Genomic DNA, 23,244 nt, shown 5'->3' on the forward strand with positions numbered 1-23,244 from the left:
CGCCGGAGCGCTTGGGCCCCGACGGCGTTCCACCCTGATCTTCCGGCCCGCGGTTACCCTCCGGCCGGGGGTTGTGCGATGACCGTCGGCTTGAACCCGTAGCGGGGCGCGGCGAAATTGGCCACGCTGCGACCGGTGCCCGCGCCGGGCACCATCGGCAGCCCACCGAAGGCGGCCGTCGCCGGCTCCGCGGCAGCCGCGCCGGCGGCACCGTTGAGCGCCACCGAGATCGGCGTTGCCGCCGGGGCGGCCGTCCAGCTCGCCGGGACCGACACCGCGCCGACCTTGGACGCGTTACCGACCGCTCCGGTGATCCCGCCCAGCGCGTTGCCAAAGCCACTGCCGAAGGTGGGTGCGGCCGCCGCGGCCGCTCCCTCGGCGGCCTTCGCGGCGCCCTCGGCGGCCTTGCCCAAGGTGGGAAACGCGCTGTGCAACAACCCGTCGATGTCCTTCATCGCCGTGGTGCTGAGCCGGAACGGCGACACCAGCCGGATGTAGGAGTCGAAGCCGGTGCTGGCGTCCAGCGTTGCCGACCCGGTGAGCCCCTCTAGGACGTCACCCACCAAGCCGTTCACCACAATCCCGTCGCCGGTGGCGTTCCAGGTATGTCCGGTCAGGCCGAGCGCTGCCTGCGGATTGGCGAGCCAGGGCGGAGTGTTGGTCAACCCGGCCATCTGGCTGAGCGCCTTGACCACGTCGTGGTACCCGGCGGACGCCAGAGACGAGTTGACCGCGTTGATCTGGGCGTTGAATTGCGCATAGAGACCGCTGAGGTTGGCGGCTACCGACTGCGGTGTCAGCGTCGGCAACTCCGCTGCCGCCGCCGACGCACCCGAGTAGCCGTACATGGCAGCGGCATCCTGCGCCCAGAACTCGAGGTACTGCGCCTCGGTGGCGGCGATGGCCGCGGTGTTCTGGCCCAGGAAATTCGTGGCCAGCAGGCCGGCCAGCAGCGCCCGGTTGGCCTCGATCACCGGGGGCGGCACCGTCGCGAGGAAGGCCGCCTCGTACGCGCTCGCCGCGGCGACGGCCTGCGCGCCGGTCTGCGCGGCCTGCTCGGCGGTGCTGGTCAGCCACGCGATCTGCGGCGTGGCCGCGGCCGCCATGGACGCCGCAGACGGACCCTGGCCACGGCCCGTCGGTCAGGCCCTGAACCACGGCTCCGTAGGAGGCCGCCACGGCTTGCAGGTCACCGGCCAGGCCCTCCCAGGCAGCGGCGGCGGCCAGCATCGGACCCGAGCCGGGTCCGGCATACATCAGCGCGGAGTTGACCTCCGGCGGTAAAGCAGCGAAATCCACCATCGGACTACCCGCCCTAACCGACCGCAGCGGCGTTGGCCGACTCGGTGGTGGCGTACGAATTGCCGCTGATGCCCAGCGTGGCCGCCAACTGCTCCTGCACAGCGGCGGCCTGCGCACTGATCGCCTGGTACAGATTGGCGTGGTTGACGAAATGGTTGGCCATCAGCAGTGACACCAGGTCGGCAGCGGCCGGCACGACCGCCGTAGTGGGGCCCGCGGCGGCTGAGTTGCCGGCGCGCATTGCCGCGTTGATTGACATGAGCTCGCCCGAAGCACCACCCAGCACTTCCGGTTCGGCGAAAACGATCGACATTTGAGTCCTCCCTCAATTTCCCGTGCACAACAGCAATAAGCGACCAATGACGTCACTCGTCACTCGTCGCTGAGCTGGTTCCGCGATCACGCTATGGCAGGCAGGACCGATCAAACAGGCCGCAAGCGCCTTGTTCACTATCGAGTTAGGAATTATTCATTTGCTAATGCAAATTCCCAGGTAAGGTACAAATCATATATGACTCTTATATGACTCCACATATCTTTGAGAATTGTATGAGTTATCCGGATTCGCTTTGATTCGGCGCTATTATGCGCACCGCGCGAGCGGACTCAGGATCCCGGCGCATGTTGTGTGGCGAGCCGAATGCAGCTGCGCAGCCCATGTTTCGGCGCGGTCTTTCAGCCCGGCCAGCAGGTCGTAAATGACGGAATGCGTTGGTGAAATTGAATTTTGGTCGCAGCCCTCGAAGTTTGACGGCTGGTGGCCCTACGACGCGCCGTTAGCGACACCCGTTAGGCAAGCCGCCCCACGGGGTAGCCGCGCACCCCGGCCGAGCCGCCGGAGCCGGCGGCAATTCAAGTGTTCGACAGTCACACATGCGGGCTGCTGCGCAGACGTAGAATTAATGAGGCCGACCTGCAATTTCTAGCTGAAACCGAGAAGCTATCTGGGCATAATCAGGTTTGCTGGAAGTTATCCAGGTCACAATCCCGAGATGTTCTTACGCCAGTTTTGTCCGCCGCTCAGGGGGCGCCTAGCCGCCGTTAGTTTAACAAATGGTGACGGGAAGTCGTCGCTTTGGCGAATGTGCGTACATCCCCGGAGTCGGCGTCTTAACCGCTAGGGTCCCTAGACATGGCGCCCCGAACAAACTCCCCCCTCGCGCGCAGGTTGACGGCAGTGGCCGCCGCCCTGGTGGCGGTCCTCGCCCTGCCGTCCTGCGACTCCCACCCCGCGACGCCCACCCCGGGGATCGCTCCACGCCAGGTGACCGTGTACGGATCGGGGCAGGTCCAGGGCGTCCCGGACACCCTCACCGCCAACCTGGCGATCGAGTTCACCGCCCCCGACGTCTCGACCGCGATGAAACAGACCAACGACCGGCAGCAGGCGGTGATCAACGCACTCGTCGGTGCGGGCCTGGACCGCAAAGACATCCGCACCACCCAGGTGAGCCTGCAGCCGCAGTACAGCACGCCCGAACCCGCCGGCCCGGCCGCCGTCAGCGGCTACCGCGCCACCAACGCCATCGAGATCAAGATCCACCCCACCGACACCGCCTCGACGCTGCTGGCTCTCGTCGTGAGCACTGGCGGTGACGCCACCCGGATCAACTCGGTCAGCTACTCGATCGCCGACGACTCCCAGCTGGTCAAGGACGCCCGGGCGCGCGCCTTCGACGACGCGAAGAACCGCGCCCAGCAGTACGCCCAGCTGGCCGGCCTGAACCTGGGCAAGGTGCTGTCGATCTCGGAGGCAACCGGCTCCACACCGCCGCCGACCGGGGTCCCGGCGCCGCGCGCCGCGATGGCCCCGCTGGAACCCGGTCAGCAGACGGTGAGCTTCTCGGTGACGGCGGTCTGGGAGCTGACCTGAGCTATTGATAGATCCGCGGATCCAGAGTCCCGATGTAGGACAGGTCGCGGTAGCGCTCGTCGTAGTCCAGCCCGTAGCCGACGACGAACTCGTTGGGGATGTCGAAGCCCACGTAGGCGATGTCGACGTTGGCGCCCACCGCCTCCGGCTTGCGCAACAGCGTGCACACCCGCAGCGAGCGTGGATGCCGGCTGGTCAGGTTGCGCAACAGCCACGACAGCGTCAGCCCGGAATCCACCACGTCCTCGACGATCAGCACGTCGCGGTCGTGGATGTCGCGGTCGAGGTCCTTGAGAATCCGCACCACCCCCGACGACGACGTCGAGGAACCGTAGGAGCTGACCGCCATGAACTCGAACTGGGTCGGTAGCGGGATGGCGCGCGCCAGGTCGGTGACGAACAGCACCGCGCCCTTGAGCACCGTGATCAGCAGCAGATCCTGGCCGGTGTCGGCGGCAAGAGTGCGGTAATCCTCGCCGATCTGCCGGCCGAGTTCGGTGATCCGGAGCTGAATCTGCTCCTGGGTGAGCAGCACCGATTTGATGTCCCCCGGATACAGCTCCGCCGTCACGATGCACAGCGTGCCACGCCGAGCCATGAACGACCAACGCAGACCTCAGATTGCCTCCGGCGACAAGGTGAGCCGTCCCGCGCGGCGGCCGGCGACCAGGCGCCGACCGCGCAACTCGGACCCCACCGCCACCCCACCCTGACCGCGCCACGCAGTGACCAGCCGGTCCACCCCGCGGATCTGCTTGTCGGTGAGCCCCACCGCACCGCCGGACTGCAGCCAGGCGCGAATCACCCGTCGCCGCACCGGGTCGGGCAGGGCGGACAACGCCCGAGCGTCGAGGCCCTCACCGGAGGAAACGTCGACCAGCGCGGCGGCGGCCATCGCGTCGAGGAACTCGGTGTCCTCGCGCAGCGCCGTCGCGGTGCGCGCCAACGCCTCGGCGACCCCGCCACCGAGCACGTCTTCCAGCAGCGGCAGCACTTCGCGGCGCAGCCGGACCCGGGTGAAGCGGCGGTCGGCGTTGTGCGGGTCCGCCCACGTCTTAAGGCCCAGCTCCGCACAAGCGGCGTGGGTGACGGCCCGGCGCACCCCCAGCAACGGCCGGCACCACGGTGAGTCGAACGGGCGCATGCCGGCGATGGAGCGGGGACCCGAGCCGCGACCCAGCCCCAGCAGCACTGTCTCGGCCTGGTCGTCGAGGGTATGCGCAAGCAGCACCGGGCCGTCGCGATGGGCCCGCAGGGCTGCGTAGCGGGCGGTGCGCGCCGCCGCCTCCGGCCCTCCGGCGCCCGCCAGGTCGCACTGGACACGCAGCACCCGGGCGTCCACGCATCCTAACGAAAGAGCTTGCGCGCGTGCGGCTTCGGCGACATCGGCCGAATCCGTCTGCAAGCCGTGGTCGACGATCAACGCCACCGTGGGCCGCAACCCCGCGGCAACGGCGGTCAGCGCCAACGAGTCCGGCCCGCCGGACAGACCGACACACCACCTGCCCTGGTCAGCTACATAGATGCGCGCGAATTCGCTTGCCGCCCTGCGTAGCTGGGCTACAGCACCCGGTCGATCCATCGCTGCGGATGTTCGATCTCGTCCGGGAGCGGTAACGTCTCCGGACCCGTCCAGATGGTGTTGAAGCGCGTCATCCCGACCCGGTCCACCACCGCGTCGACGAACACCTTGCCGCGGGTGTACTGGCTCAGCTTGGCGTCCAGACCCAGCAGTGCGCGCAAGATCCGTTGCAGCGGAGGCTGCTTGCGTTGCCGACGTTCGTCGAACCGATTGCGGATGGTGGCCACCGACGGAACCACCATCGGCCCGACCGCGTCCATCACGTGCTCGGCGTGGCCTTCCAGCAACGTTCCCAGCACCAGCAGCTGGTCCAGCGCCTTGCGTTGCGGCTCGGACTGCACGGCCCGCACCAACCCCAGGATGCCCTCGGAACCGAAGTCGTCAGAACCCTTCCCGCGGCTTCGGATGAACCCGGCCAGCCGGCTCGCCACCTCGCCGAGGTCTTCGGCCGGCTCCTGGGTGAGCAGGCCCAGCGAACTCGACATGTAGCCGGCGATCCACGGGTTGGCGGTGAACTGCACGCGATGGGTGACCTCGTGCAGGCACACCCACAGGCGGAAGTCGGACGGCTCGACGTTCAGCTGGCGCTCCACCGCGATCACGTTGGGGTAGACCAGCAACAGGCTGCCGACCTGGGCGTCGTCGAAGGCTCCGAACGGGTCGTACTGGCCCAGGATGCCGGAGGACACGTACGCCAGCACCGCGCCCGTCTGCGCGCCGGTGAGCCGGCCGGTGATCAAACCGCGCGGCTTGTCACCGCCGTTGGTCATCGCGCGCATCGACTCGGTGGCCGCGCGGACCCACTGCGGCCGGTCCACCACGCGGGCCGGCGGCACCGCGCCGTCGGTGATCAGCCCGGTGACGTCGCGGACCGGCGGCTCGGCCTGCTCGGCGGCACTGACCAGCTCGTCGATCACCTGGCGGCGGGTGTAATCGGAGGTGACCGGACCCCCGCGGGTCAGCTTCTCCCCCACGGTGGCGGCGAAGCCCCAGTCGACGGCATTGCCCATCGTCACCGCGTCGCTCATCCGGCACATCCGCAGAACCACAGCCGGGTGGCCAGGGCATCGATCGCGTTGCGGCCGTTGGGGCCGGCGTCGTTGGAGATGAACGCGAAGGTGAGCACCCGTCCGCTCGCGTCGGTAAGCACCCCCACCAGCGAGTTGACCGCGGTCAGCGAGCCGGTCTTGGCGCGCAGCCAGCCGGCCGGACCCTGATCGGTGGACCGGTCCAGGAAGCGTTCACCCAGCGTGCCGGAGCCGCCGGCGATCGGGAGCAGATCCAGCAATGCCCGCAATGACGGCTGATCCGGACCCGCCGCGGCCTGCATCACGCCGTCCAGCGTGCGTGCGGTCAGCCGGTTGTCCGCCGACAGCCCACTGGAATCGACCAGGGCGGCGCCGGCGGTGTCCACATGCGCGGTGTTCAGCCGGTTGGTCACCGCGTCGACCGCGCCGGTGAAACTCCGCGGCCGGTTGATGGCGGCGGCCACCTCACGCGCGATGCACTCGGCCATCACGTTGTCCGAGGCGTTCATCATCTGGGACAGCCGCTGGATCAGCGGCGCGGACTGGACGACGGCCAGCTGGCGGGCGCCCGACGGCGCCGACGCGATGGTTACCGCAGCCGGGTCCAGCCCCAGGGCCTTGGCCAGCTCCCGTCCGGCGTCCAGCGCCGGGGTCCGGGAGCGGCGGGAGTTGACGGTGGTGGGCTGGATGCGGCCGGCATCGATCATCGCCGCCTCCATCGGCGCGACGTCCCCGTTGTCCACGTCGGCCAGATCCCAGCCCGCGGCGATGGTGGGACCGCTGAACGCCGAGATGTCGACCTGCACCGACGTCGGCGTCATACCGCTGCGGTGCACCTGCTCGACCAGGTCGCTGATCCGCGCCGCGCCGCGATACCAGGTGTCGACGCCCGGCGGAGCGGCGGACAGCGTCGGGTCCCCGGCGCCCACCAGCACCACCGGCCCCTGCGAGCTCTGCGCGGCGGCCACCACCCTGGTGCTGATCCGGGCCTGCCGGTCCAGGGTGAGCAGCGCCGCGGCCGCGGTCAGCACCTTGTTGACCGACGCCGGCACCAACGGCACGTCGTCGAGCTGGCGCCACAGCTCCTTGCCGGTCATGGCGTCGGTGATCCGGCCGCCCAATCTGCCCAGATTGGAGTCGGCGGCAGCGGCCGCCAGCGCCGCGGCCACACCGCCGGCCGACGGCGTCTCCGCGCTGTCCGACACCGGACTCACCCCCGCCTTGACGGTGGGCGGTCGCGGCGGGGGCACCGGGGAACGCGTCCCACTGGCGCCGTGTCCACCGGTGGTGAACAGCACGGCCGCCGCAACCACGGCGGCGACGAACGCAACCACCGCCAACCCCACCAACACGTGGGTGGTTCTGCGCCAGCGTTTGGGACCCATCGATCTGCGAACTCCTGTCTTCTGCGCCCCATTCTGCCGAACCGGCCACGGAGCAGCGCCGCGGCACTGCTCGACTACTGTGTATCCGTGCAATTCGACGTGACCATCGAAATCCCGAAGGGCCAGCGCAACAAGTACGAGGTCGACCACGAGACCGGCCGCGTGCGGTTGGACCGCTACCTCTACACCCCGATGGCGTATCCGGCCGACTACGGCTTCATCGAGGAAACCCTCGGCGAGGACGGCGACCCGCTGGACGCGCTGGTGTTGCTGCCGCAGCCGTTGTTCCCCGGGGTGCTGGTGGAGGTACGGCCGGTGGGCATGTTCCGGATGGTCGACGAGGCCGGCGGCGACGACAAGGTGCTGTGCGTGCCGGCCGGCGACAAGCGGTGGGACCACATCCAGGACGTCGGCGACGTGCCGGAGTGGGAACTCGAGGCCATCAAGCACTTCTTCGTGCACTACAAGGACCTGGAGCCGGGCAAGTTCGTCAAGGCCGCCGACTGGGTCGGCCGCGCCGAGGCCGAGGCCGAGGTCCAGCGTTCGGTCGAGCGATTCAAGACCAGCGGCCACTGACGCCTAACCCGTGACGGACGGCGCGAGCACCCACGGCGCGTCGGCGGGACCGATCGCGCGCGCCAGCGTCGCGCGGGTAGGCACCGCGACTGCGGTGACCGCGCTGTGCGGCTACGCCGTGATCTATCTGGCCGCCCGCAACCTCGCGCCGGGCGGCTTCTCCGTATTCGGGGTGTTCTGGGGCGCATTCGGCCTGGTCACCGGCGCCGCCAGCGGCCTGCTGCAGGAGGCGACCCGGGAGATCCGGGCCATGCAGTACCTGGATGCGTTGCCGCCACGCCGGACACATCCGATTCGGGTCGCCGCGCTGGTCGGCCTGGCCTCGGCCGCCGCGATCGCGGGGACCTCGCCGCTGTGGAGCGGGCGGGTGTTCGTCGAGCAGCGCTGGTTGTCGGTAGTGCTGCTCAGCGTCGGGCTGGCCGGGTTCTGCCTGCACTCCACCCTGCAGGGAATGCTGGCCGGCACCAACCGGTGGGGCCAGTACGGGGCGCTGATGGTGACCGACGCCGTCATCCGGGTGACGGTGGCAGCGGCGACCTTCGTACTCGGCTGGGGGCTGGCCGGTTTCCTGTGGGCGACCGTCACCGGCTCGGTGGCCTGGCTGATCATGCTGGCCGGCTCGCCCGCCGCACGGGCGGCGGCGCGCCTGCTGACCCCCGGCAGCACCGCGACGTTCCTGCGCGGCGCCGCGCACTCGATCACCGCGGCCGGCGCCAGCGCAATCCTGGTGATGGGCTTTCCGGTGCTGCTCAAGCTCACCTCGAGTGAGCTGGGCGCCCAGGGCGGCGTAGTCATCCTGGCGGTCACGCTCACCCGGGCGCCGCTGTTGGTGCCGCTGACGGCCATGCAGGGCAACCTGATCGCCCATTTCGTCGACGAGCGCGGCCACCGGCTGCGTGCCCTGCTTGCACCGGCGCTGCTGATCAGCGGTATCGGCGGGGCGGGGGTGCTACTGGCGGGCCTGGTGGGCCCCTGGCTGCTGCGGTTCGCGTTCGGGCCGGACTATCAGGCCAGCAGCGCGCTGCTGGCCTGGCTGACGGCTGCTGCGGTGTCGATCGCGCTGTTGACCCTGACCGGCGCGGCCGCGGTCGCGGCCGCCCTCCATCGGGCGTACGCGCTGGGCTGGGTTTCAGCCACGGTGGCGTCGGGCCTGTTGCTGCTGCTGCCGCTAGCGCTGGAGACCCGCACCGTGGTTGGTTTGCTGTGCGGTCCGCTGGTGGGAATCGGCGTCCATCTGCTCGCCTTGTGGCGTGCCGGACGCGCGCACGGCTGATGACGGCCTGTTCCGGCGTGTAACTTGTGGGCTTGTATATGGGCACTGAAGAAATGGGCACCCAACCGCGTTACCCCGACGCCTGGATCGTCGTTCCCGCCTACAACGAAGCCACTGTGATCGGCGAGGTCGTCGCCGAATTGCGTTCGGTATTCGATCACGTCGTCGTCGTGGACGACGGCAGCAGCGACGGTAGCGGTGAGGTCGCCCGGCAGGCGGGTGCGCACCTGGTGCGTCATCCGATCAACCTCGGCCAGGGTGCGGCCATCCAGACCGGCATCGAGTATGCGCGCAGGCAACCCGGGGCTCAGGTGTTCGCCACCTTCGACGCCGACGGCCAGCACCGGGTCAAAGACGTCGCCAAGATGATCGACCGGCTCAAGCGCGGTGACGTCGACGTCGTGATCGGGACCCGGTTCGGGCAGTCCGTCGCCAGCCGGCCCCCGCTGCTGAAGCGGATCGTGCTGCAGACCGCGGCGCGGTTGAGCCGACGTGGCCGCCGGCTCGGCCTGACCGACACCAACAACGGTCTGCGGGTGTTCAACAAGACGGTGGCCGACGGCCTGAACATCACCATGAGCGGCATGAGCCACGCCACCGAGATCGTCATGATGATCGCCGAAAACCATTGGCGGGTAGCCGAAGAGCCCGTCGAGGTGCTCTACACCGACTACTCCAAGTCCAAGGGGCAGCCGCTGCTCAACGGCGTCAACATCATCTTCGACGGGTTCTTGCGAGGGAGGATACGTCGATGAACTGGATCAAGGTGCTGCTGATCGGCTCGATCATCGCGCTGCTGGTCTTCCTGCTGCGGTCGCGCCGCAGCGCACGCGCCCGAGCCTGGGTCAAGGTGGGCTACGTCCTGTTCGTGGTGCTCGGCATCTACGCCGTGCTGCGCCCCGACGACACCACCGTGGTGGCGCACTGGTTCGGGGTCAACCGCGGCACCGACCTGATGCTGTACGCGCTGATCATGGCGTTCAGCTTCACCACATTGAGCACCTACATGCGATTCAAGGACCTGGAGTTGCGCTACGCGCGGCTGGCGCGGGCGATCGCCTTGAGGGCGCGCAGGAACCCGATCCGACCCCGGATTTCGCCCCGCCCTTACCCCGCGAGAGTGAACCCTGCGACGCTCCCCGGCGTGTCCGCCGCGAAACTCACAGTGGGCCATGAGTAATGGGCCGGCAGGTCAGCCGGTGTGCTTGTGCCGGAAGTACTCCACCGTGCGCCGCACCCCCTCGTCCAGTTCCACCTGCGGACGCCAGCCCAAAACCTTTGCCGCCAAACCGATGTCGAGGCAGGAGCGCTTCAGGTCACCGAGGCGCGGCGGGTGGAACTCCGGGTCGTCGGGACCACCGACCGCCGCGGCCACCGCCGAATGCAGTTGCCGGTCTGAGGTTTCCACGCCGGTGCCGACGTTGAAGCGCTGCCCGCCGCCCGCCTCCCCGGCGGCCTTGACGAAGGCGTCGACGACGTCGTCGACGAACACGTAGTCGCGGGTGTTGGAGCCGTCGCCGAACACCTTGGTGGGCTTGCCCTCCAGCAGCGCCTGGGCGAAGATCGCCACCACCCCGGCCTCCCCGTGCGGGTCCTGGCGCGGACCGTACACGTTGGCCGGGGCGATGTGCGAGCAGTCCAGTCCATACAGATGCCGGAAGGTGTTCAGGTAGATCTCGCCGGCCACCTTGCCCGCAGCATACGGCGACGCCGGATCGGTGGGCACCGTCTCTGGCGTCGGATACTGCGGCGGCACACCGTAAATGGAGCCTCCTGAGGAGGTGTGCACCACCTTTCGCACCTCGGCCCGGCGGGCCGCCTCGGCCAGCCGGATGGTGCCGATCACGTTGACCGAGGCGTCGAACTGCGGGTTGGCCACCGAATGCCGCACGTCGATCTGGGCGGCCAGGTGGAACACCACCTCGGGCCGGTGCTGGTCGAGGATGCCGTCCAGGTCCGCGGTCACGATGTCGGCCTCGACGAACGCGTACGCCGGGTGGTCGGCAAGGTGCTCGATGTTGGTCGCCCGGCCGGTGGCGAAATTGTCCAGACCCACCACCGTGTGGCCGTCGGCCAGAAGACGGTCGACTAGCGTCGACCCGATGAAACCGGCTGCCCCGGTGACCAGTGCGCGCACCGGCCCACCATACCGAGTGGCCTCGGCGGCGCTGGCGCTGATCGTGTTGCAGCTGGTGATCCGCGGTGTGCTGGCGTTTCGCGGCTATTTCTACTGGGACGACCTGATCCTGGTCGGCCGCGCCGGCACCCAGGGACTGCTGTCGCCGTCGTATCTGTTCGACGACCACGACGGGCACGTGATGCCGGGCGCCTTTCTGGTGGCGGGCGCGATCATCCGGCTGGCGCCGCTGAACTGGACCGGGCCGGCGATCAGCCTGGTGCTCATGCAGCTGCTGGCCTCGGGGGCGTTGCTGCGGGCGTTGCACGCGATCCTCGGTTGGCGACCGGTGCTGCTGATCCCGTTGACGTTCGCATTGTTCACCCCGCTGGGGGTGCCGGGGTTCGCGTGGTGGGCGGCGGCGCTGAACTCGCTGCCGATGCTGGCGGCGCTGGCCTGGGTGTGTGGCGACGCGGTGCTGCTGGCGCGCACCGGGCGGCAGCGGTACGCAGTCACCGGGCTGCTGGCGTATTTCGGTGGCTTGCTGTTCTTCGAGAAGGCCGCGGTGATCCCGTTCGTCGCGTTCGCGGTAGTCGCGCTGCTGAGCTATGTGGCGGGTGACCGGGCGGCGGTGCGGACGGCGTGGCGGGGCAGCATCCGATTGTGGGTGCCGTCGCTGGCGCTGACGGCCGGCTGGGTGGCGCTGTACCTGGCGGTGGTGAATCAGCGGCGGTGGAGCTCGGACCTGTCGATGACGTGGGCGTTGCTGCGGCGCTCGGTCACCCATGGCATCGTGCCGGGTTTGGCCGGGGGGCCGTGGCAGTGGGCGCGGTGGGCACCGGCCTCGCCGTGGGCAACTCCCGGCCCGGTGGTGATGACGCTCGGATGGCTGGTTCTGGCTGCGGTGCTTGCGGTTTCGGTGCTGCGCAAACAGCGCATCGCGCCGGTCTGGTTGACTGCGGCCGGCTATGCCGTGGCGTGCCAGGTGCCGATCTATCTGATGCGCTCGTCCCGGTTCACCGCACTCGAACTGGCCCAGACGCTGCGCTACTTCCCGGATTTGGTGGTGGTGCTGGCGTTGCTGGCCGCGGTCGGATTCACCGCGCCCAATCGTCCATCGGCGGGTTGGCTGGATGCCTCCCGCTCACGGGCTGTGGCGACAAGCATTGCGGTGCTGCTGTTTTCGATCAGCAGCCTGTACTCGACGTCGACCTTCCTGACGTCCTGGCGCGACAACCCGGCCGAGCCCTACCTGAACAATGCCCGCGCCGGTCTGGCGATTACGAATCCGACTGTGCCGCTGCTGGATCAGGAAGTCGACCCGCTGGTGCTGCAGCGGGTGGCCTGGCCGGAGAACCTCGCCAGCCACCTTTTCGCGTTGGTGCGGGATCGGCCCGAATTCGCCTCGGCGACAACCGAACTGCAGATGTTCAACAGCAAGGGACAGCTCGTCCCGGCGCGGGTCACCTGGGTGCGGACCATCAAGCCGGGCCCGGTCGGGAACTGCGGATACTTCACCCAGCCGGATCATCCCGCACGAATGGCGCTGGACGGTCCGCTATTGCCGGCCGACTGGACCGTCGAACTGCACTACCTGGGTAACAGCGACGGCTCGATGACGCTGGCGCTGTCCGAGGGGCCCGAGGTCAAGGTGCCGGTGCATCCGGGGCTCAATACCGTCTACGTCCGACTGCCCGGGGCGGGAGACGCGATCATGGTGCGCGCCAATACGGCCGCGCTCTCGCTGTGCCTGTCCTCCGGGCCGGTCGGTTTCCTGGTCCCGTCGCGGCCTAGTTGACAGCTGACGGGTCCCCTGATGGATGGAGCCGCCTAGGAGAATCGAACTCCTGACCTATTCACATATTGACGTAGAACGATAGCGTTCAAGAGAGTCCGCTAAGATATTGCAGCGCAACGTGATACACGATTCACCGTCCGCTAGCGTGCCCGCGCATCCGGGGTGATTTAGGGGCGTTTGTATCAGGAAAGTGGAGACCCGTCTATTTTGTCGGTGCCTCCTATTACAGTCACCCGCATGAGCACCAACATCAGCGTTCAGACCACTACATTCGGCGGTTCCGGCCAGCCGCCGCACTACCTTCCTGGCCCGCGTCCTGACGACTTGCCGATTTCGGCCGCCGTCTGGGACGTGGCGAAGAACTACGGCAAGCAATCTGAGTCAGTGGTAATCGCGCTATACGAAGCGGTGAAGAAGCTCGAGGCCGCTCAAAAGGGCGTACAGCTGTGAGTGGCCTCGACGAGCACGTGACCAAATGGTGGGGCCGACTCAACGACGATCAGCGATCACGGGTCAAGAAGGCCGCCGAAAACCACCGGCTCGACGCGGACGGCACCAGGGCGTTGATCGACACTCGCTGCCCCATCGGGCCGGTAGGCACCAGGTGGGATGCAGACCCGGAGTACGCGTGGACGTGGCCCGAGTCGCTCCGGCAGTTCGTGCTCGACCAGGAATAGCTTCAAGCGAGTAGAGCGGCCGGGTATCAGTTCAGGAAGTGGAGATTTCAGTGCTTCAGGACTGATATCCCACATCTCACCAGCAGGTCGGGCATACTGGGGTGTGCCCTGTACGTTTCGGTTCTGCGAAGATATGACGACCAACTTGAGCGGAAAGCCGGAATGACCACTCTTCATGACCCGCAGGTAGTGCGGGTGAACAAGAAGTCGCAGCTGGTGGTCCAGGGCGGGCACCCCATGGAAGAGTTTGTTGTGCTCCAAGATGAACATGGCGGAGTGCACCTGCTACCCAGGCACTTCTACGAAGAGATCCAGCAAGCGACGGGCGAGCTCAAGAGCGCCGTCGAAGACCGTCGTGAGTACCTTCGCAAACTGAAAGCAGAGATGCCCGAGCAGAAGAACGAGGGCGACCTGTCCGGTCTGGTGGATGAGGTGCGCAGCTTCGGTTGGCTTCGGCAGCTGGTCAATCGGCTCATCTGAGGCATGGCGAAACCACCGATTGTCAGAGGTGGCGTCTACTTCGTGCCGGACGACATCCTGATCCTGTTACCCAGCCAGCTCCGCAGGGTTATTCACACTGGAAGACGGTATTTCGTAGTCCTCAGTGGTGACGAGACCAATTCAGACGGTGATTGGCCCATTGTCTCGGGGTGCCCGATCTCGAGCCAGACAAAGTGGAAGACGAAGTTCGACGTCGCGCTCGGCTCCGGCGAAGCGGGTGTTCAGAAGAAATGTTGGGTGCGGGTCCCGGCATTGCAATCCATCGAGAAGCAGCACCTTGAGGACTTCACAGGGCACCTCGACCCTGCCCGACTAGATCAAATCGACGTCTCCCTGTTCTCCTACCTCGGACAGGTTTAGCATCAGGGCCGCGGCGGGCCCCGAAATCGTTGCAACAGAAACCCGAAAACCCGTATGGAACCCGAGACGCTATGCCTAGTCGGCGCGGGCGATTCGGGTTTGGGATTGCCCCCCCAGGGGCCCCCTGCTTCCCCGCCGCCTGATCTGCGTTTGTGCTGATGCCCAGTCTGGTTGCCTGCACTCCATAGTGACAAAGCGCAGGTCAGACGTGGTCTGATCGGCGGAGCGAGGGTGTGGCAGCGGTGGCGCAGGTGCACGCTCGTGGTTAGGAGCCGGGTCGTGGCGTGCCCTTGCCGGTGGCTAACGAATGCGAAAGGGCCGGGTTGACGCCCGCCGCTGCCATGTCTTTACGGGGTGGTGTTGACCTTGATGACTGCGGCTGGGTAGGTGAAGCCGAACCCGATGCGCAGTGTGGACCGCACGGCTACCCGGTCGGAGGTGAAGTAGACGCTGGTGTCGGTGACCACGGTGGCGTCTTGGCGTATGACCATGATGCTGTGGCTCTGCGGGATTCCCCAGACGATGCCGTCGGCGACGGCTGGGGAGGTGTAGAGCGGTAGGCCGGCGATGACGCGACTGGTGGGCTGTGTCGGGTCGGAGGCGAGCAGCGACTTGTTCGAACCGGTCGTCAGTTCTTTCAGTGATGCCAGTGCGAGCGCGGTGGCGGGGCTGGCGACGAACGCCGTGAGTGTGGTGTGCACGGTCTCGGCGGCGGACTTCGCGGCCTCGGCCCAGTCGAGGTTGGTCCAGGTGTCGCCGGCGTCGATGACGGTGGACGACAGGGACAGCAGCCCGGCCGGCCCGTTGGTGGTGGTGTTGCCGAAGTAGGCGGCGTCGAGCTTGCGTTTGAGGTCGCGCACCAGGCCGTCGCCGACAACCTGCAGCGCGGCCGGTGAGGAGTCGGCGGCCAGCTCGTTGCTGATGACGGTCAACCCGGCCAACTTCTTGGGCGTGACCAGGACCTCGGTGATGGTCGGGTCCGAGGCAGTGATTTCAGCGCCTTCAGCGGTCCAGGCCGCAGTGGGGTCCGCGCTGACGATGGGGACGCGGAAGTCATGCGAGTTGGTGGGGACGACGGTCGAAACCTGGGCTGCGACCGAGGTTTCCATCAGTGGTCTGATGACGAGGGCGCCGACTTCCTCGGGGGTGAGGATGGATGCGCCGCTGCTGGTGGTGAGTGCCATTAGTTGAATCTTCCTTGGGTATCAAGCGAACACGGTGAATGAACGTGAGTGGTTGTCACGTAATGATTCGCGGCCTGTCCAGCAGGTTCGCGGTGTTCGCCTCCAAGGGCGGTGTTGGTCGTGGCGGGGCGCTCACCCTTCGGGGTCAACGCCCTACAACCACAGTCAGTTTAGCGTAGCGGGCCGACGCGAGAGCTGATTGCCTCAGACCATGTCGGTTGTGGCTCCGGCGTGTAATCCGAGGGCGTGGCGCCGGGCCGCAGTCCTTCGATGGGCCGGTCACTCGGCGGTGCTGGCGTCGGCTTGTAATTCGTGCCGAGGTGCGGCTTCTCGGTCAGCAGTGTGGTGGCGGCGGTGGCGATCTTCTCGGGGTCCGGCATCCCGTACTCGTCGTAGAAGTCCTTGCCGGTGGTCCAGATGTCGGCCGGGTCGATGAGGTGTTCGGCGGCGACGCGCTGGACCTCGTTCATCTGCATCGCGTCATACCGGGTGACGGCGGCTTCGTAGTCGGACTCGAGGGTACGGAGCCGTTCGCGCAGGTTGCGGTTCTCGCTGCGCAGCCGTTTCGCCGCTTCGAGGTTCTGCGGGAGATCAAGGCTGTCGTCGCCGTGGTCGACGCCTGGGCTGGTGTCGGGTGTGTCGGTCATGCTGATTCCTCCTGGGATTCGAGTTGTGGCCAGCGGCGGTTCCGCGTGCCGGTACTGGGATAGGTGATGGCGGTGAAGAGTTCGGCTGGCAGCTCGTGACCGAGGTGCTCGAGCAGTGTGCGTTCGGCGTCGGTGGCTGGCCGCACGTTGACGCGCCAGCTGCTCATGCCGGCGGCGGTGAGGATGCGGCGGGCGCGGGCCTGGATGGCGGCCAGTCCGGCGGGGTCCGATGTCCCCCACACGGCGGGCAGGTTGAACGCCGAGAACTGTTGCCGTTGGTGGTCTGCGGCCTGGGTGGCGTCCTCGGCGCGCTGCAAATCGTCAGGCAGATGCTCGAAGACAAGCCAGCCGCGGGGGTCGGTGCCGGCGGCGGCGCGATCGTGCTGGGGACCGATCGTGTCTGCGGTCATTGCGCACCGTGCTCTTGCAGGATTGGCTATGACAGTTTGATTCAGGACCGGTGTGACGGCCTGATTCAGGACCACCTTCTTTCAGACCGGTGTGTTGTGACGGTTTGATTCAGGACCACCCTCGACGGTTGGCGTGTCGATTATTGGCTCGCTGTCGGAGGGTTCCGGATGGGAAGTCGTGTGGAGCTGTTCGCCCAGATACGTAGGGACGCCCGGGTCGAGGGTTTGGGTATTCGGGCGCTTGCTCGTAAGTACAAGGTTGGCCGGGATACGGTCCGGCACGCGTTGGCGAATCCGGAGCCGCCGAGGCGGAAGACACCGGTGCGGGAGTCGCCGAAACTGGGCCCGCTCAAACCTGCGATTGATGCGATGCTGCGGACCGATCTGGATGCGCCCCGCAAGCAACGCCACACTGCGACAAGGATTTGCAATCGTCTGGCCGATGAACACGGCGTTGAGGATGTGTCGTATTCGTCGGTGCGTGACTATGTCCGGGTCCGTCGTGCGGAGATCATCGCCGAGTCCGGTAAGCAGGCGCAGGAAGCGTTCGTGCCGCAGGAACACCCGCCCGGCGCTGAAGCTGAGGTTGATTTCGGCGAGGTTCACGTCATCCTCGCTGGTGTCAGAACCCGCTGCTACATGTTCGTTTTCCGAATGTCGATGTCCGGCAAGGCAGTCCATCGGGTGTATGCGACTCAGTCGCAGGAGGCGTTCCTCGAAGGCCACATCGAAGCATTCGACGTGATCGGCGGCATCCCGGTGCGCCATATCCGCTACGACAACTTGAAGTCTGCGGTCACCTCGGTGGTGTTCGGCCGCGGTCGGGGCAGGGTCGAGAACGACCGGTGGGTGCTGTTCAGATCGTTCTACGGGTTCGACCCGTTCTACTGCCAGCCGGGAGTGAAAGGCGCCCACGAGAAAGGCGGAGTCGAGGGCGAGATCGGACGTTTCCGCCGCACCTGGCTCACGCCCATGCCGGAAGTGGACTCGCTGTCAGAGCTCAACGACTACATCCGCCGCTGCGAAGCACGTGAGGATCATCGGCGGGTCACCGGCCGGCTGCACACCGTGGGCCAGGACTTCCAGACCGAACGAGAACATCTCGCCGCTCTGCCTGCCGAGCGGTTCGACCCGGGCTGGTGCTGCATCCACGGGTGGACCGGTCGGCGCTGATCACGGCGCGGTCGGCGAAGTACTCGGTTCCCGCCCGGTTGATCGGACGCAAAGTCAGGGTGTCGCTGCGGGCCTCGGAGTTGGTCGTCTTCGACGGCCGCACTATCGCCGCACGCCATGAACGCGTCACGACCCGCAACGGGCAATCGATCAACCTCGACCACTATCTGGAGGTGTTGCACTGCAAACCCGGCGCGTTGCCCGGCTCCACCGCGCTTGCTCAGGCCCGCGCCGCCGGCACTTTCACCGCAGCGCACGAGGCGTTCTGGCAGCAGGCCCGCCGCGTCGACGGCGATGCTGGCGGGACTCGCTCGCTAATCGACGTGCTGCTGCTGCACCGCAGCATGCGCGCTACCGATGTGATCGCCGGGATCCACGCCGCCCTGTCGGTCGGTGCCGTTTCAGCGGATGTGGTCGCGGTCGAAGCACGCCTGCATGCCGCCGGTGGTGGTCTCGAATCAGACCGTCACGCCGGTAACCATGCCAATACCGTCGATTACCGGGTCGTCAGTCTGACCCAGCGCCGCCTGGCTGATCCAGCGACCGTGATCGCCGGCCTGCCACCCGACACCCGGCCGCTGCCTGACGTCGCGGCCTACGACGAGCTGCTCCAACGCAGACCCCCAACACCGCCACCCGGTGACGGAATGGAAGGAACGACTGGATCATGAGCACGGCCACGAAAGTCACCAACACCCTGCGCCGCCAACGCGGGATGACCCCACAAGCGGCCCAAGCCGCCGTCGATTCCGCATGCCGACGCCTGCGGTTGCCGACCGTGCGTGCGGTGATCGACGAAGCAGTGAAAGTCGCCGAGCGTGAACAGCTCACCTACCACGGCTTCCTCGCCGAACTGCTCCTGGCCGAATGCGATGACCGGGACCGCCGATCCACCTTGCGGCGAGTCGCAGCGGCCGGGTTTCCACGTCAGAAATGGTTGGGCGACTTCGATTTCGACGCCAACCCAAACATCAACGCCGCCACCGTACATACCGTCGCCCAAGGCGATTGGATACGCCGAGGCGACCCGCTCTGCCTGATCGGCGACTCGGGCACCGGCAAGTCCCACCTGCTCATTGGTGTGGGCACCGCCGCCGCCGAGCAAGGCTTCCGCGTCCGCTACACACTGGCGACCAAACTGGTCAACGAACTCGTCGAGGCCGCCGATGAAAAGCAACTCGCCCGCACGATCGCCCGCTACGGCCGCGTCGATCTTTTATGTATCGACGAACTCGGCTACATGGAACTCGACCGCCGGGGCGCGGAGTTGCTGTTCCAAGTACTCACTGAACGCGAGGAAAAGGCGTCAGTAGCCATCGCATCCAACGAGAGTTTCTCCGGCTGGACCAAAACCTTCACCGACCCCCGACTCTGCGCCGCGATCGTCGACCGACTCACCTTCCACGGCACCATCATCGAAACCGGCACCACCTCATACCGGCTCAGCCATACCCGCGGTAGCAGCTCGCGATCACAGCCTACGAAGACGCCTGAGCCACCACCTCCTCGCCGAGGTGGTCCCGAATCAAGCCGTCACAGTGGTCCTGAGTCAGGTTGACATAGAGACAGGATGTCGTCGCGGGCCGCGGCGAGGTCGCCAGCCAGACGAGCGATGGTCAACTCTTCACCTTGGGCGCCGATGGCGGTGACGGCGAAGTGTTCGAGCAACGCCACGAGCATCTGCGGGCCGCTGTCCTCAGATTTGATGTCGCGGTGGAACAACACAAAGGCGTGGTTGAAATCGTGGCTGCGAGACACGTACAGGCGCAGCAGCTCGATCGCGCGGGCTCGCTGCGCGGCTGTCGGCCGCCAAGGATCCAACCAGTCGCCGAAGCGCGGGTCGTCGGGGTGCGGCGGCTCGGTGCTCCAGTCACCCGGGTAGTCGGTCATTGCATCGTTCCCTTCAGTTGTTCGGTGTTAGCAGTTGGTCTGCCGACGGGTTTGGGTTTGCGGATCTGCCCGGCGATCACGCCGTCTGGGCGCTTCCTGGCTGGTAGCGATTGGAGCCAGTCACCGCAGTGGGCCAGCGCCGGGCAATGTTGGCAGAGGCCGACAGCCTGGGTGTGGCGCTGGGTGACGACGTCGGGATGCTCACCACGTGCCGCCGCGTCGAAGAGGTGGTGGCGGCCTCGGCAGCGAGCGCCGGGAAGGCTTGGTGCCCCAGCGATTACGTCGAGCAAGTCGGCCAACTGCACGTTCATCCGGCGTTCTCCTCTTCGGCGGGATCCACGATGTGCCAGACCCGCGCATTTTTCGCGTTGCCAACCACGGGGCGGCTGTCGACTCGGTCGCACTTGACCGCGGCGTGCCGAACGGCGTCCCAGCTGTAACCCGCGCCCTGTGCAGCCTGTTGCAGCGCGCCGGGATCGAGAACTTCCGTTCCAGCGGGTAGGGCGTCGATGTAGGCGAGAACCCAGTCCCCGGCGGTCACGTAGCCGTCGCTGTCGCCCGTCAACGACCAGGTGGTGACGCCGGCCTTGACTTCGATAACTCGGACGTCTGGATGGGCGCTCGCCGCTGTGGCGATGCTGCCTTTCTTGAACCCTGCCCGTTCGCCGGCTTCGCGGACAGCAAACGATTCGATGGTGGTGTGACCGGCAGCGCGCAGCTCGGCAATGTAGTTGTCGAACCAGATCCGGCACGACACCTTCGGCTTGGCAGGTTCGTGCGACCTGCGAGAGTCAAGGTCTGTGACCGTGGCCTCGGTAATCCGGCCGCGGGTTTGCTGCTGCTGCCGTCGGCACCCTTCGCAATAGCCACGCTCGACGGAATCGGGAGCGATCAGGCGTTGCCCGCACGCGGCGCAATTGACAGTTGGATCAGCAGTCGGCTCACTCTCCCCGGCGTGAGCTGACTGGGAAATCGGCCCAGTCGGCTCATTGTGTTTGTGCTGGTCGGACCCAGTTGGCTCAGTTGGCTCACGTTTTTGAGAGACGGGGGGTGCGCTGAGCTGACTGGGCAGGTACCACGTCGAGGTCCGTGGGAACCCTGACGAGCGGTCTTCGATGCCGAGTTTCTTCTTTGCTCGTTTGAGGGTGGCCTCGCTGAACCGTTCCTTGGCGGCATCGTTCTTCACCCGCTTCGATGCCGTAGGGCCGTTCGCGGTCAGGTAGTCCTGCAGCCAGTTCTCGGCAGCGGTCCGTTCGTCGCTGTCCTCTTCGGATTCGGGCGTAGCGAGCAAACCCCGTGCGTCGTGGTGAGTGGTGCCGAGCCACTCGACATGGGCTACGCCATGCTCTGGGCTATCGACCAAGCGGTACGCCAGAGATTGCGGCATGACGCCGAGGTTGGACTTCACGCATGCCAGCACCCGCTGCATCGGGTTGTTGGGGTCCGCGGCCACCAGCAGGCCGGCTCGGGCAGCACCGACGATTCCGATTGACCCACCACCGCGATACATCGGGTCACCGCCCTTGGCTTTATTCAGATGCCGCAGCAAGAGCACAGTGCAGCGGTTGCGGTCGGCGGCCGCGCCCAGCGCCGATAGAACCCTGCGAACGTCTTGGTCCTTGTGCGCATCAGTTCCGGCTGGAAGGAACGCCATGAGAACGTCGACGATCAACAACCGGGCGTCGGTGGCGGCCATTGCGGCGTCAAGATCCACAACATCGGCCAACGACAACGGACGCAAGTAGCGTTCGCCGCTCTCGGGATCGATGAGCGTCTTGCCTTCAATTGCATGAACACGACCGACGTCAGCACCGGCGGCATCCAGTCGTGGACGTGTCGTATCCGCCAGGCCGTCCTCGGCTGACAGCAGAAGAACATCACCGGGGTGCTGACAGATATCCCCAGTCGGCCATTGCCCGCCGGTCGTGACCGTGGCGGTCATGTCGAGCGCCAGTGTGGACTTACCCAAGCCGGGGTCTCCGTCAAGGGTGACGGGCTTGCCCAGCGGAAGCCGGTCCTGCCACAACCATTCGACCCGTTCCGCCTGGACGTCGGAGAGGCGCGTGAGCTTGAGACTGTGTTCGATCGTCAAGCCGACCTCCGTATGTAAGCCCCAGCGCGGCTGCGGATCTCGCGGGCGACCGCCGGCCAGTCCGCAGCTGCAGCAACGGCTTTCGATGCATCGGCCGCTGCCTCCTGGGCGGTCTCGACGCGCAGCACGTGGTGCTCGCCGTCGATGGCCACAGCCAGCAGCTTGCGGGGGTCGCCGTCGGCCAGGGCGCACCACGGCGGTGTACCGGCGGCCGGGATGGGGCCGTAGTTCGCCTGCTGTACAACGGCTTCGAGGAATTCGTGGACCGGCCACCAGGCGCGCTGCTGGGATGGTGGAGGACCGGCCCCGAAGGGCCGGCCTCTTACCTCTTGCGAGTCGGTCACTGGGGAGGCCACTTCACGGCGGGGCCAATGATGACGTGGTCGCCGTCGATCCGCTCCGCGAGGAACTCCTGCTCTCCGACGCACTCAGGGCACGGTGCGGTGTAATTCCACCTGCCCGTGGTGAGTCGGACCTCCTTGCTGTCGTTGCAGAACAGACAGATACCGCCAGTGGCGAGGAACCGGCATTCTTCCAACAGCGTGGCCACATTCGCTGACACGGCAGCGAGGTCAGAGAACACATCGGGATGGGTGGCCACGACATCAGCGACGCCGCAGGTGTCCGGCAACCCGTCGATGTAGGCCTCGAACCCGACTTCCATTGGCTTGTTGTCCTTTTCGTCCCAGTACGCGAAGCGGCGCACGACCGCCGTGATTTCCTCAGCGCTCACCTCGGCGTAGGTGTCCCACAGAAAGATCGGGTTATCCCCGGATGTCGGTGTGGGCAGCGTCGGTAGTTCGAACCGCTTGACCTCGAGGCCGGTCATCGCACACCGCCGTCGATCTCATCAGCGACTGCGATCAGGTGAGCGGCGAGCTGGCGCGCCTCGTCCGCGGTCACCTGCAAGTTAATGTCCAGGTCGAGGTATTTGTTCTCACTGGGACGGTAAAGATGCAGATAGACGCAGCTGCGCCAGCCGGGCGTACGGCGGTAGGGATTGACACCGATTCTCGGAGGGTCGAAGTGGCCCTCCAAGCCCGGCAGCGCACCGTGCGGGTAGCCGTCCTCCATGGTCAGATTCACGTAGTAGTCGGCGCCCCAGCACGCTGGGTCACCGGGGTGGTCACCAGGGTCGGTGCACCATGTTTCGCAACACGCGTTGACCTTCTCAATGGCGTCGGCCGCGGCGCGCAGCTGGTCTGACAGCGGGGCTTCTGGGCAGCGGGACGTTTCATGCCAGCCGTATCGGCCGCAGTGGTCACAGCGGACGAGCTCAGGAGCGCCCGCGAACGGGTCGTCGTCGGCAATTGGTTGTGTCATGATGATGGGGCCTTTCTGTTCTCTGGTGGATGGAGGGTTGCAGCGGCTCCCGCC

General features: G+C 66.7%; 25 protein-coding genes and 3 pseudogenes. 12 read left to right on the forward strand and 16 right to left on the reverse strand.

Annotated features, from left to right (window positions below; all coding sequences use genetic code 11):
* Positions 1-53: 53 nt before the first annotated feature.
* Positions 54-1,302, reverse strand: a pseudogene (locus tag L6444_RS27805) (PPE family protein).
* A 13-nt stretch (positions 1,303-1,315) separates the two neighbouring features.
* The gene (locus L6444_RS27810; protein ID WP_236978572.1) at positions 1,316-1,615 is read right to left on the reverse strand and encodes a PE family protein; all 300 of its coding nucleotides are present in this window, start codon (positions 1,613-1,615) and stop codon (positions 1,316-1,318) included.
* A gap of 819 nt (positions 1,616-2,434) precedes the next feature.
* Here L6444_RS27810 and L6444_RS27815 point away from each other — a divergent pair.
* Complete coding sequence (locus tag L6444_RS27815) at positions 2,435-3,175, forward strand: SIMPL domain-containing protein (protein WP_236978574.1); 741 nt, start codon at positions 2,435-2,437, stop codon at positions 3,173-3,175.
* 1 nt (position 3,176) lies between these two features.
* On the opposite strand, the pseudogene hpt reads toward L6444_RS27815, so the two are convergent.
* The 4 genes and pseudogenes from hpt to dacB form a co-directional block, all read right to left on the reverse strand.
* Positions 3,177-3,795 (reverse strand): annotated as a pseudogene (gene hpt, locus L6444_RS27820) (hypoxanthine phosphoribosyltransferase).
* A complete protein-coding gene (gene tilS / locus L6444_RS27825) occupies positions 3,792-4,757 on the reverse strand; it encodes a tRNA lysidine(34) synthetase TilS (protein ID WP_236978577.1) in 966 nt (321 codons plus the stop codon). The pseudogene hpt and the gene tilS overlap by 4 nt, the downstream one beginning before the upstream one ends.
* A complete protein-coding gene (locus L6444_RS27830; RefSeq protein ID WP_236978579.1) occupies positions 4,736-5,785 on the reverse strand; it encodes a zinc-dependent metalloprotease in 1,050 nt (349 codons plus the stop codon). Before L6444_RS27830 ends, tilS begins: the two co-directional genes overlap by 22 nt.
* Positions 5,782-7,170, reverse strand: coding sequence for a D-alanyl-D-alanine carboxypeptidase/D-alanyl-D-alanine endopeptidase (dacB, locus tag L6444_RS27835; protein WP_236978585.1), 1,389 nt, complete (start codon positions 7,168-7,170; stop codon positions 5,782-5,784). The genes L6444_RS27830 and dacB overlap by 4 nt, the downstream gene beginning before the upstream one ends.
* Positions 7,171-7,257: 87 nt before the next feature.
* On the opposite strand from dacB, the gene L6444_RS27840 reads away from it, so the two are divergent.
* The 4 genes from L6444_RS27840 to L6444_RS27855 are packed head-to-tail and all read left to right on the forward strand — an operon-like array spanning position 7,258 to position 10,199.
* On the forward strand, positions 7,258-7,746 hold the full coding sequence (locus L6444_RS27840) for an inorganic diphosphatase (RefSeq protein WP_236978586.1): 489 nt from the start codon (positions 7,258-7,260) through the stop codon (positions 7,744-7,746).
* Positions 7,747-7,756: 10 nt separating this feature from the next.
* Positions 7,757-9,019 (forward strand): polysaccharide biosynthesis protein, encoded by a 1,263-nt coding sequence (locus L6444_RS27845; RefSeq protein WP_236978587.1) that lies wholly within the window; start codon positions 7,757-7,759, stop codon positions 9,017-9,019.
* A gap of 53 nt (positions 9,020-9,072) precedes the next feature.
* On the forward strand, positions 9,073-9,774 hold the full coding sequence (locus L6444_RS27850; protein ID WP_370653205.1) for a glycosyltransferase family 2 protein: 702 nt from the start codon (positions 9,073-9,075) through the stop codon (positions 9,772-9,774).
* Complete coding sequence (locus tag L6444_RS27855; RefSeq protein WP_236978590.1) at positions 9,771-10,199, forward strand: DUF2304 domain-containing protein; 429 nt, start codon at positions 9,771-9,773, stop codon at positions 10,197-10,199. The genes L6444_RS27850 and L6444_RS27855 overlap by 4 nt, the downstream gene beginning before the upstream one ends.
* A 12-nt stretch (positions 10,200-10,211) precedes the next feature.
* On the opposite strand, the gene L6444_RS27860 is transcribed toward L6444_RS27855, so the two are convergent.
* The gene (locus tag L6444_RS27860; protein ID WP_236978591.1) at positions 10,212-11,156 is read right to left on the reverse strand and encodes an NAD-dependent epimerase/dehydratase family protein; all 945 of its coding nucleotides are present in this window, start codon (positions 11,154-11,156) and stop codon (positions 10,212-10,214) included.
* On the opposite strand from L6444_RS27860, the gene L6444_RS27865 reads away from it, so the two are divergent.
* The 5 genes from L6444_RS27865 to L6444_RS27885 all read left to right on the forward strand — a co-directional run bounded on the left by L6444_RS27865 (position 11,122) and on the right by L6444_RS27885 (position 14,471).
* Positions 11,122-12,933, forward strand: coding sequence for a hypothetical protein (locus tag L6444_RS27865; protein ID WP_236978592.1), 1,812 nt, complete (start codon positions 11,122-11,124; stop codon positions 12,931-12,933). The genes L6444_RS27860 and L6444_RS27865 overlap by 35 nt on opposite strands.
* A gap of 237 nt (positions 12,934-13,170) precedes the next feature.
* Positions 13,171-13,383, forward strand: coding sequence for a hypothetical protein (locus tag L6444_RS27870; RefSeq protein ID WP_236978593.1), 213 nt, complete (start codon positions 13,171-13,173; stop codon positions 13,381-13,383).
* Positions 13,380-13,610 carry a hypothetical protein gene (locus L6444_RS27875; RefSeq protein WP_236978594.1) on the forward strand — a complete coding sequence of 77 codons (231 nt, stop codon included), beginning with the start codon at positions 13,380-13,382 and terminating at the stop codon, positions 13,608-13,610. The genes L6444_RS27870 and L6444_RS27875 overlap by 4 nt, the downstream gene beginning before the upstream one ends.
* 162 nt (positions 13,611-13,772) lie before the next feature.
* Positions 13,773-14,090, forward strand: a complete 318-nt coding sequence (locus L6444_RS27880) for a hypothetical protein (RefSeq protein WP_236978595.1) — start codon at positions 13,773-13,775, stop codon at positions 14,088-14,090.
* 42 nt (positions 14,091-14,132) lie between these two features.
* Positions 14,133-14,471: a type II toxin-antitoxin system PemK/MazF family toxin gene (locus tag L6444_RS27885; protein ID WP_236978596.1), complete on the forward strand. Its 339-nt coding sequence runs from the start codon at positions 14,133-14,135 to the stop codon at positions 14,469-14,471.
* A 347-nt stretch (positions 14,472-14,818) separates the two neighbouring features.
* Here L6444_RS27885 and L6444_RS27890 read toward each other — a convergent pair whose 3' ends face one another.
* From L6444_RS27890 to L6444_RS27900, 3 genes are all read right to left on the reverse strand, one after another.
* Positions 14,819-15,655, reverse strand: coding sequence for a phage major capsid protein (locus L6444_RS27890; protein WP_236978597.1), 837 nt, complete (start codon positions 15,653-15,655; stop codon positions 14,819-14,821).
* 170 nt (positions 15,656-15,825) lie between these two features.
* Complete coding sequence (locus L6444_RS27895) at positions 15,826-16,302, reverse strand: hypothetical protein (protein WP_236978599.1); 477 nt, start codon at positions 16,300-16,302, stop codon at positions 15,826-15,828.
* Positions 16,299-16,712: a hypothetical protein gene (locus L6444_RS27900; protein ID WP_236978601.1), complete on the reverse strand. Its 414-nt coding sequence runs from the start codon at positions 16,710-16,712 to the stop codon at positions 16,299-16,301. Before L6444_RS27900 ends, L6444_RS27895 begins: the two co-directional genes overlap by 4 nt.
* 168 nt (positions 16,713-16,880) lie before the next feature.
* Here L6444_RS27900 and istA point away from each other — a divergent pair.
* Both istA and istB read left to right on the forward strand, forming a co-directional pair.
* Positions 16,881-18,556 (forward strand): annotated as a pseudogene (gene istA / locus L6444_RS27905) (IS21 family transposase).
* On the forward strand, positions 18,553-19,443 hold the full coding sequence (gene istB, locus L6444_RS27910; RefSeq protein WP_082275278.1) for an IS21-like element helper ATPase IstB: 891 nt from the start codon (positions 18,553-18,555) through the stop codon (positions 19,441-19,443). Before istA ends, istB begins: the two are co-directional and overlap by 4 nt.
* Here istB and L6444_RS27915 read toward each other — a convergent pair.
* Genes L6444_RS27915 through L6444_RS27940 form a run of 6 tightly spaced genes read right to left on the reverse strand, consistent with a single transcriptional unit; the run spans position 19,419 to position 23,190 of the window.
* Complete coding sequence (locus L6444_RS27915; RefSeq protein ID WP_236978602.1) at positions 19,419-19,775, reverse strand: hypothetical protein; 357 nt, start codon at positions 19,773-19,775, stop codon at positions 19,419-19,421. The two genes, istB and L6444_RS27915, sit on opposite strands and share 25 nt — an antisense overlap.
* Positions 19,772-20,086, reverse strand: coding sequence for a hypothetical protein (locus tag L6444_RS27920; RefSeq protein WP_236978603.1), 315 nt, complete (start codon positions 20,084-20,086; stop codon positions 19,772-19,774). The genes L6444_RS27915 and L6444_RS27920 overlap by 4 nt, the downstream gene beginning before the upstream one ends.
* Positions 20,083-21,867 (reverse strand): AAA family ATPase, encoded by a 1,785-nt coding sequence (locus L6444_RS27925; RefSeq protein ID WP_236978604.1) that lies wholly within the window; start codon positions 21,865-21,867, stop codon positions 20,083-20,085. Before L6444_RS27925 ends, L6444_RS27920 begins: the two co-directional genes overlap by 4 nt.
* Positions 21,864-22,211: a DUF2742 domain-containing protein gene (locus L6444_RS27930; RefSeq protein ID WP_236978605.1), complete on the reverse strand. Its 348-nt coding sequence runs from the start codon at positions 22,209-22,211 to the stop codon at positions 21,864-21,866. Before L6444_RS27930 ends, L6444_RS27925 begins: the two co-directional genes overlap by 4 nt.
* Positions 22,208-22,696 (reverse strand): hypothetical protein, encoded by a 489-nt coding sequence (locus tag L6444_RS27935; RefSeq protein WP_236978606.1) that lies wholly within the window; start codon positions 22,694-22,696, stop codon positions 22,208-22,210. The genes L6444_RS27930 and L6444_RS27935 overlap by 4 nt, the downstream gene beginning before the upstream one ends.
* Positions 22,693-23,190, reverse strand: a complete 498-nt coding sequence (locus L6444_RS27940) for a hypothetical protein (RefSeq protein WP_236978607.1) — start codon at positions 23,188-23,190, stop codon at positions 22,693-22,695. The genes L6444_RS27935 and L6444_RS27940 overlap by 4 nt, the downstream gene beginning before the upstream one ends.
* Positions 23,191-23,244: the final 54 nt, after the last annotated feature.

Origin of the sequence: Mycobacterium kiyosense (assembly GCA_021654635.1) — a bacterium.
GTDB lineage: Bacteria > Actinomycetota > Actinomycetes > Mycobacteriales > Mycobacteriaceae > Mycobacterium > Mycobacterium kiyosense.

Coding starts and splice junctions, on each gene's coding strand:
- L6444_RS27815 (WP_236978574.1), top strand. CDS start 2,435: ATGGCGCCCCGAACAAACTCCCCCCTCGCGCGCAGGTTGACGGCAGTG.
- dacB (WP_236978585.1), bottom strand. CDS start 7,170: ATGGGTCCCAAACGCTGGCGCAGAACCACCCACGTGTTGGTGGGGTTG.
- L6444_RS27870 (WP_236978593.1), top strand. CDS start 13,171: ATGAGCACCAACATCAGCGTTCAGACCACTACATTCGGCGGTTCCGGC.
- L6444_RS27920 (WP_236978603.1), bottom strand. CDS start 20,086: ATGAACGTGCAGTTGGCCGACTTGCTCGACGTAATCGCTGGGGCACCA.
- L6444_RS27915 (WP_236978602.1), bottom strand. CDS start 19,775: ATGACCGACTACCCGGGTGACTGGAGCACCGAGCCGCCGCACCCCGAC.
- L6444_RS27830 (WP_236978579.1), bottom strand. CDS start 5,785: ATGAGCGACGCGGTGACGATGGGCAATGCCGTCGACTGGGGCTTCGCC.
- L6444_RS27940 (WP_236978607.1), bottom strand. CDS start 23,190: ATGACACAACCAATTGCCGACGACGACCCGTTCGCGGGCGCTCCTGAG.
- L6444_RS27935 (WP_236978606.1), bottom strand. CDS start 22,696: ATGACCGGCCTCGAGGTCAAGCGGTTCGAACTACCGACGCTGCCCACA.
- istB (WP_082275278.1), top strand. CDS start 18,553: ATGAGCACGGCCACGAAAGTCACCAACACCCTGCGCCGCCAACGCGGG.
- L6444_RS27855 (WP_236978590.1), top strand. CDS start 9,771: ATGAACTGGATCAAGGTGCTGCTGATCGGCTCGATCATCGCGCTGCTG.
- L6444_RS27890 (WP_236978597.1), bottom strand. CDS start 15,655: ATGGCACTCACCACCAGCAGCGGCGCATCCATCCTCACCCCCGAGGAA.
- L6444_RS27900 (WP_236978601.1), bottom strand. CDS start 16,712: ATGACCGCAGACACGATCGGTCCCCAGCACGATCGCGCCGCCGCCGGC.
- L6444_RS27810 (WP_236978572.1), bottom strand. CDS start 1,615: ATGTCGATCGTTTTCGCCGAACCGGAAGTGCTGGGTGGTGCTTCGGGC.
- L6444_RS27895 (WP_236978599.1), bottom strand. CDS start 16,302: ATGACCGACACACCCGACACCAGCCCAGGCGTCGACCACGGCGACGAC.
- L6444_RS27850 (WP_370653205.1), top strand. CDS start 9,073: ATGGGCACCCAACCGCGTTACCCCGACGCCTGGATCGTCGTTCCCGCC.
- tilS (WP_236978577.1), bottom strand. CDS start 4,757: ATGGATCGACCGGGTGCTGTAGCCCAGCTACGCAGGGCGGCAAGCGAA.
- L6444_RS27880 (WP_236978595.1), top strand. CDS start 13,773: ATGACCACTCTTCATGACCCGCAGGTAGTGCGGGTGAACAAGAAGTCG.
- L6444_RS27865 (WP_236978592.1), top strand. CDS start 11,122: ATGAAACCGGCTGCCCCGGTGACCAGTGCGCGCACCGGCCCACCATAC.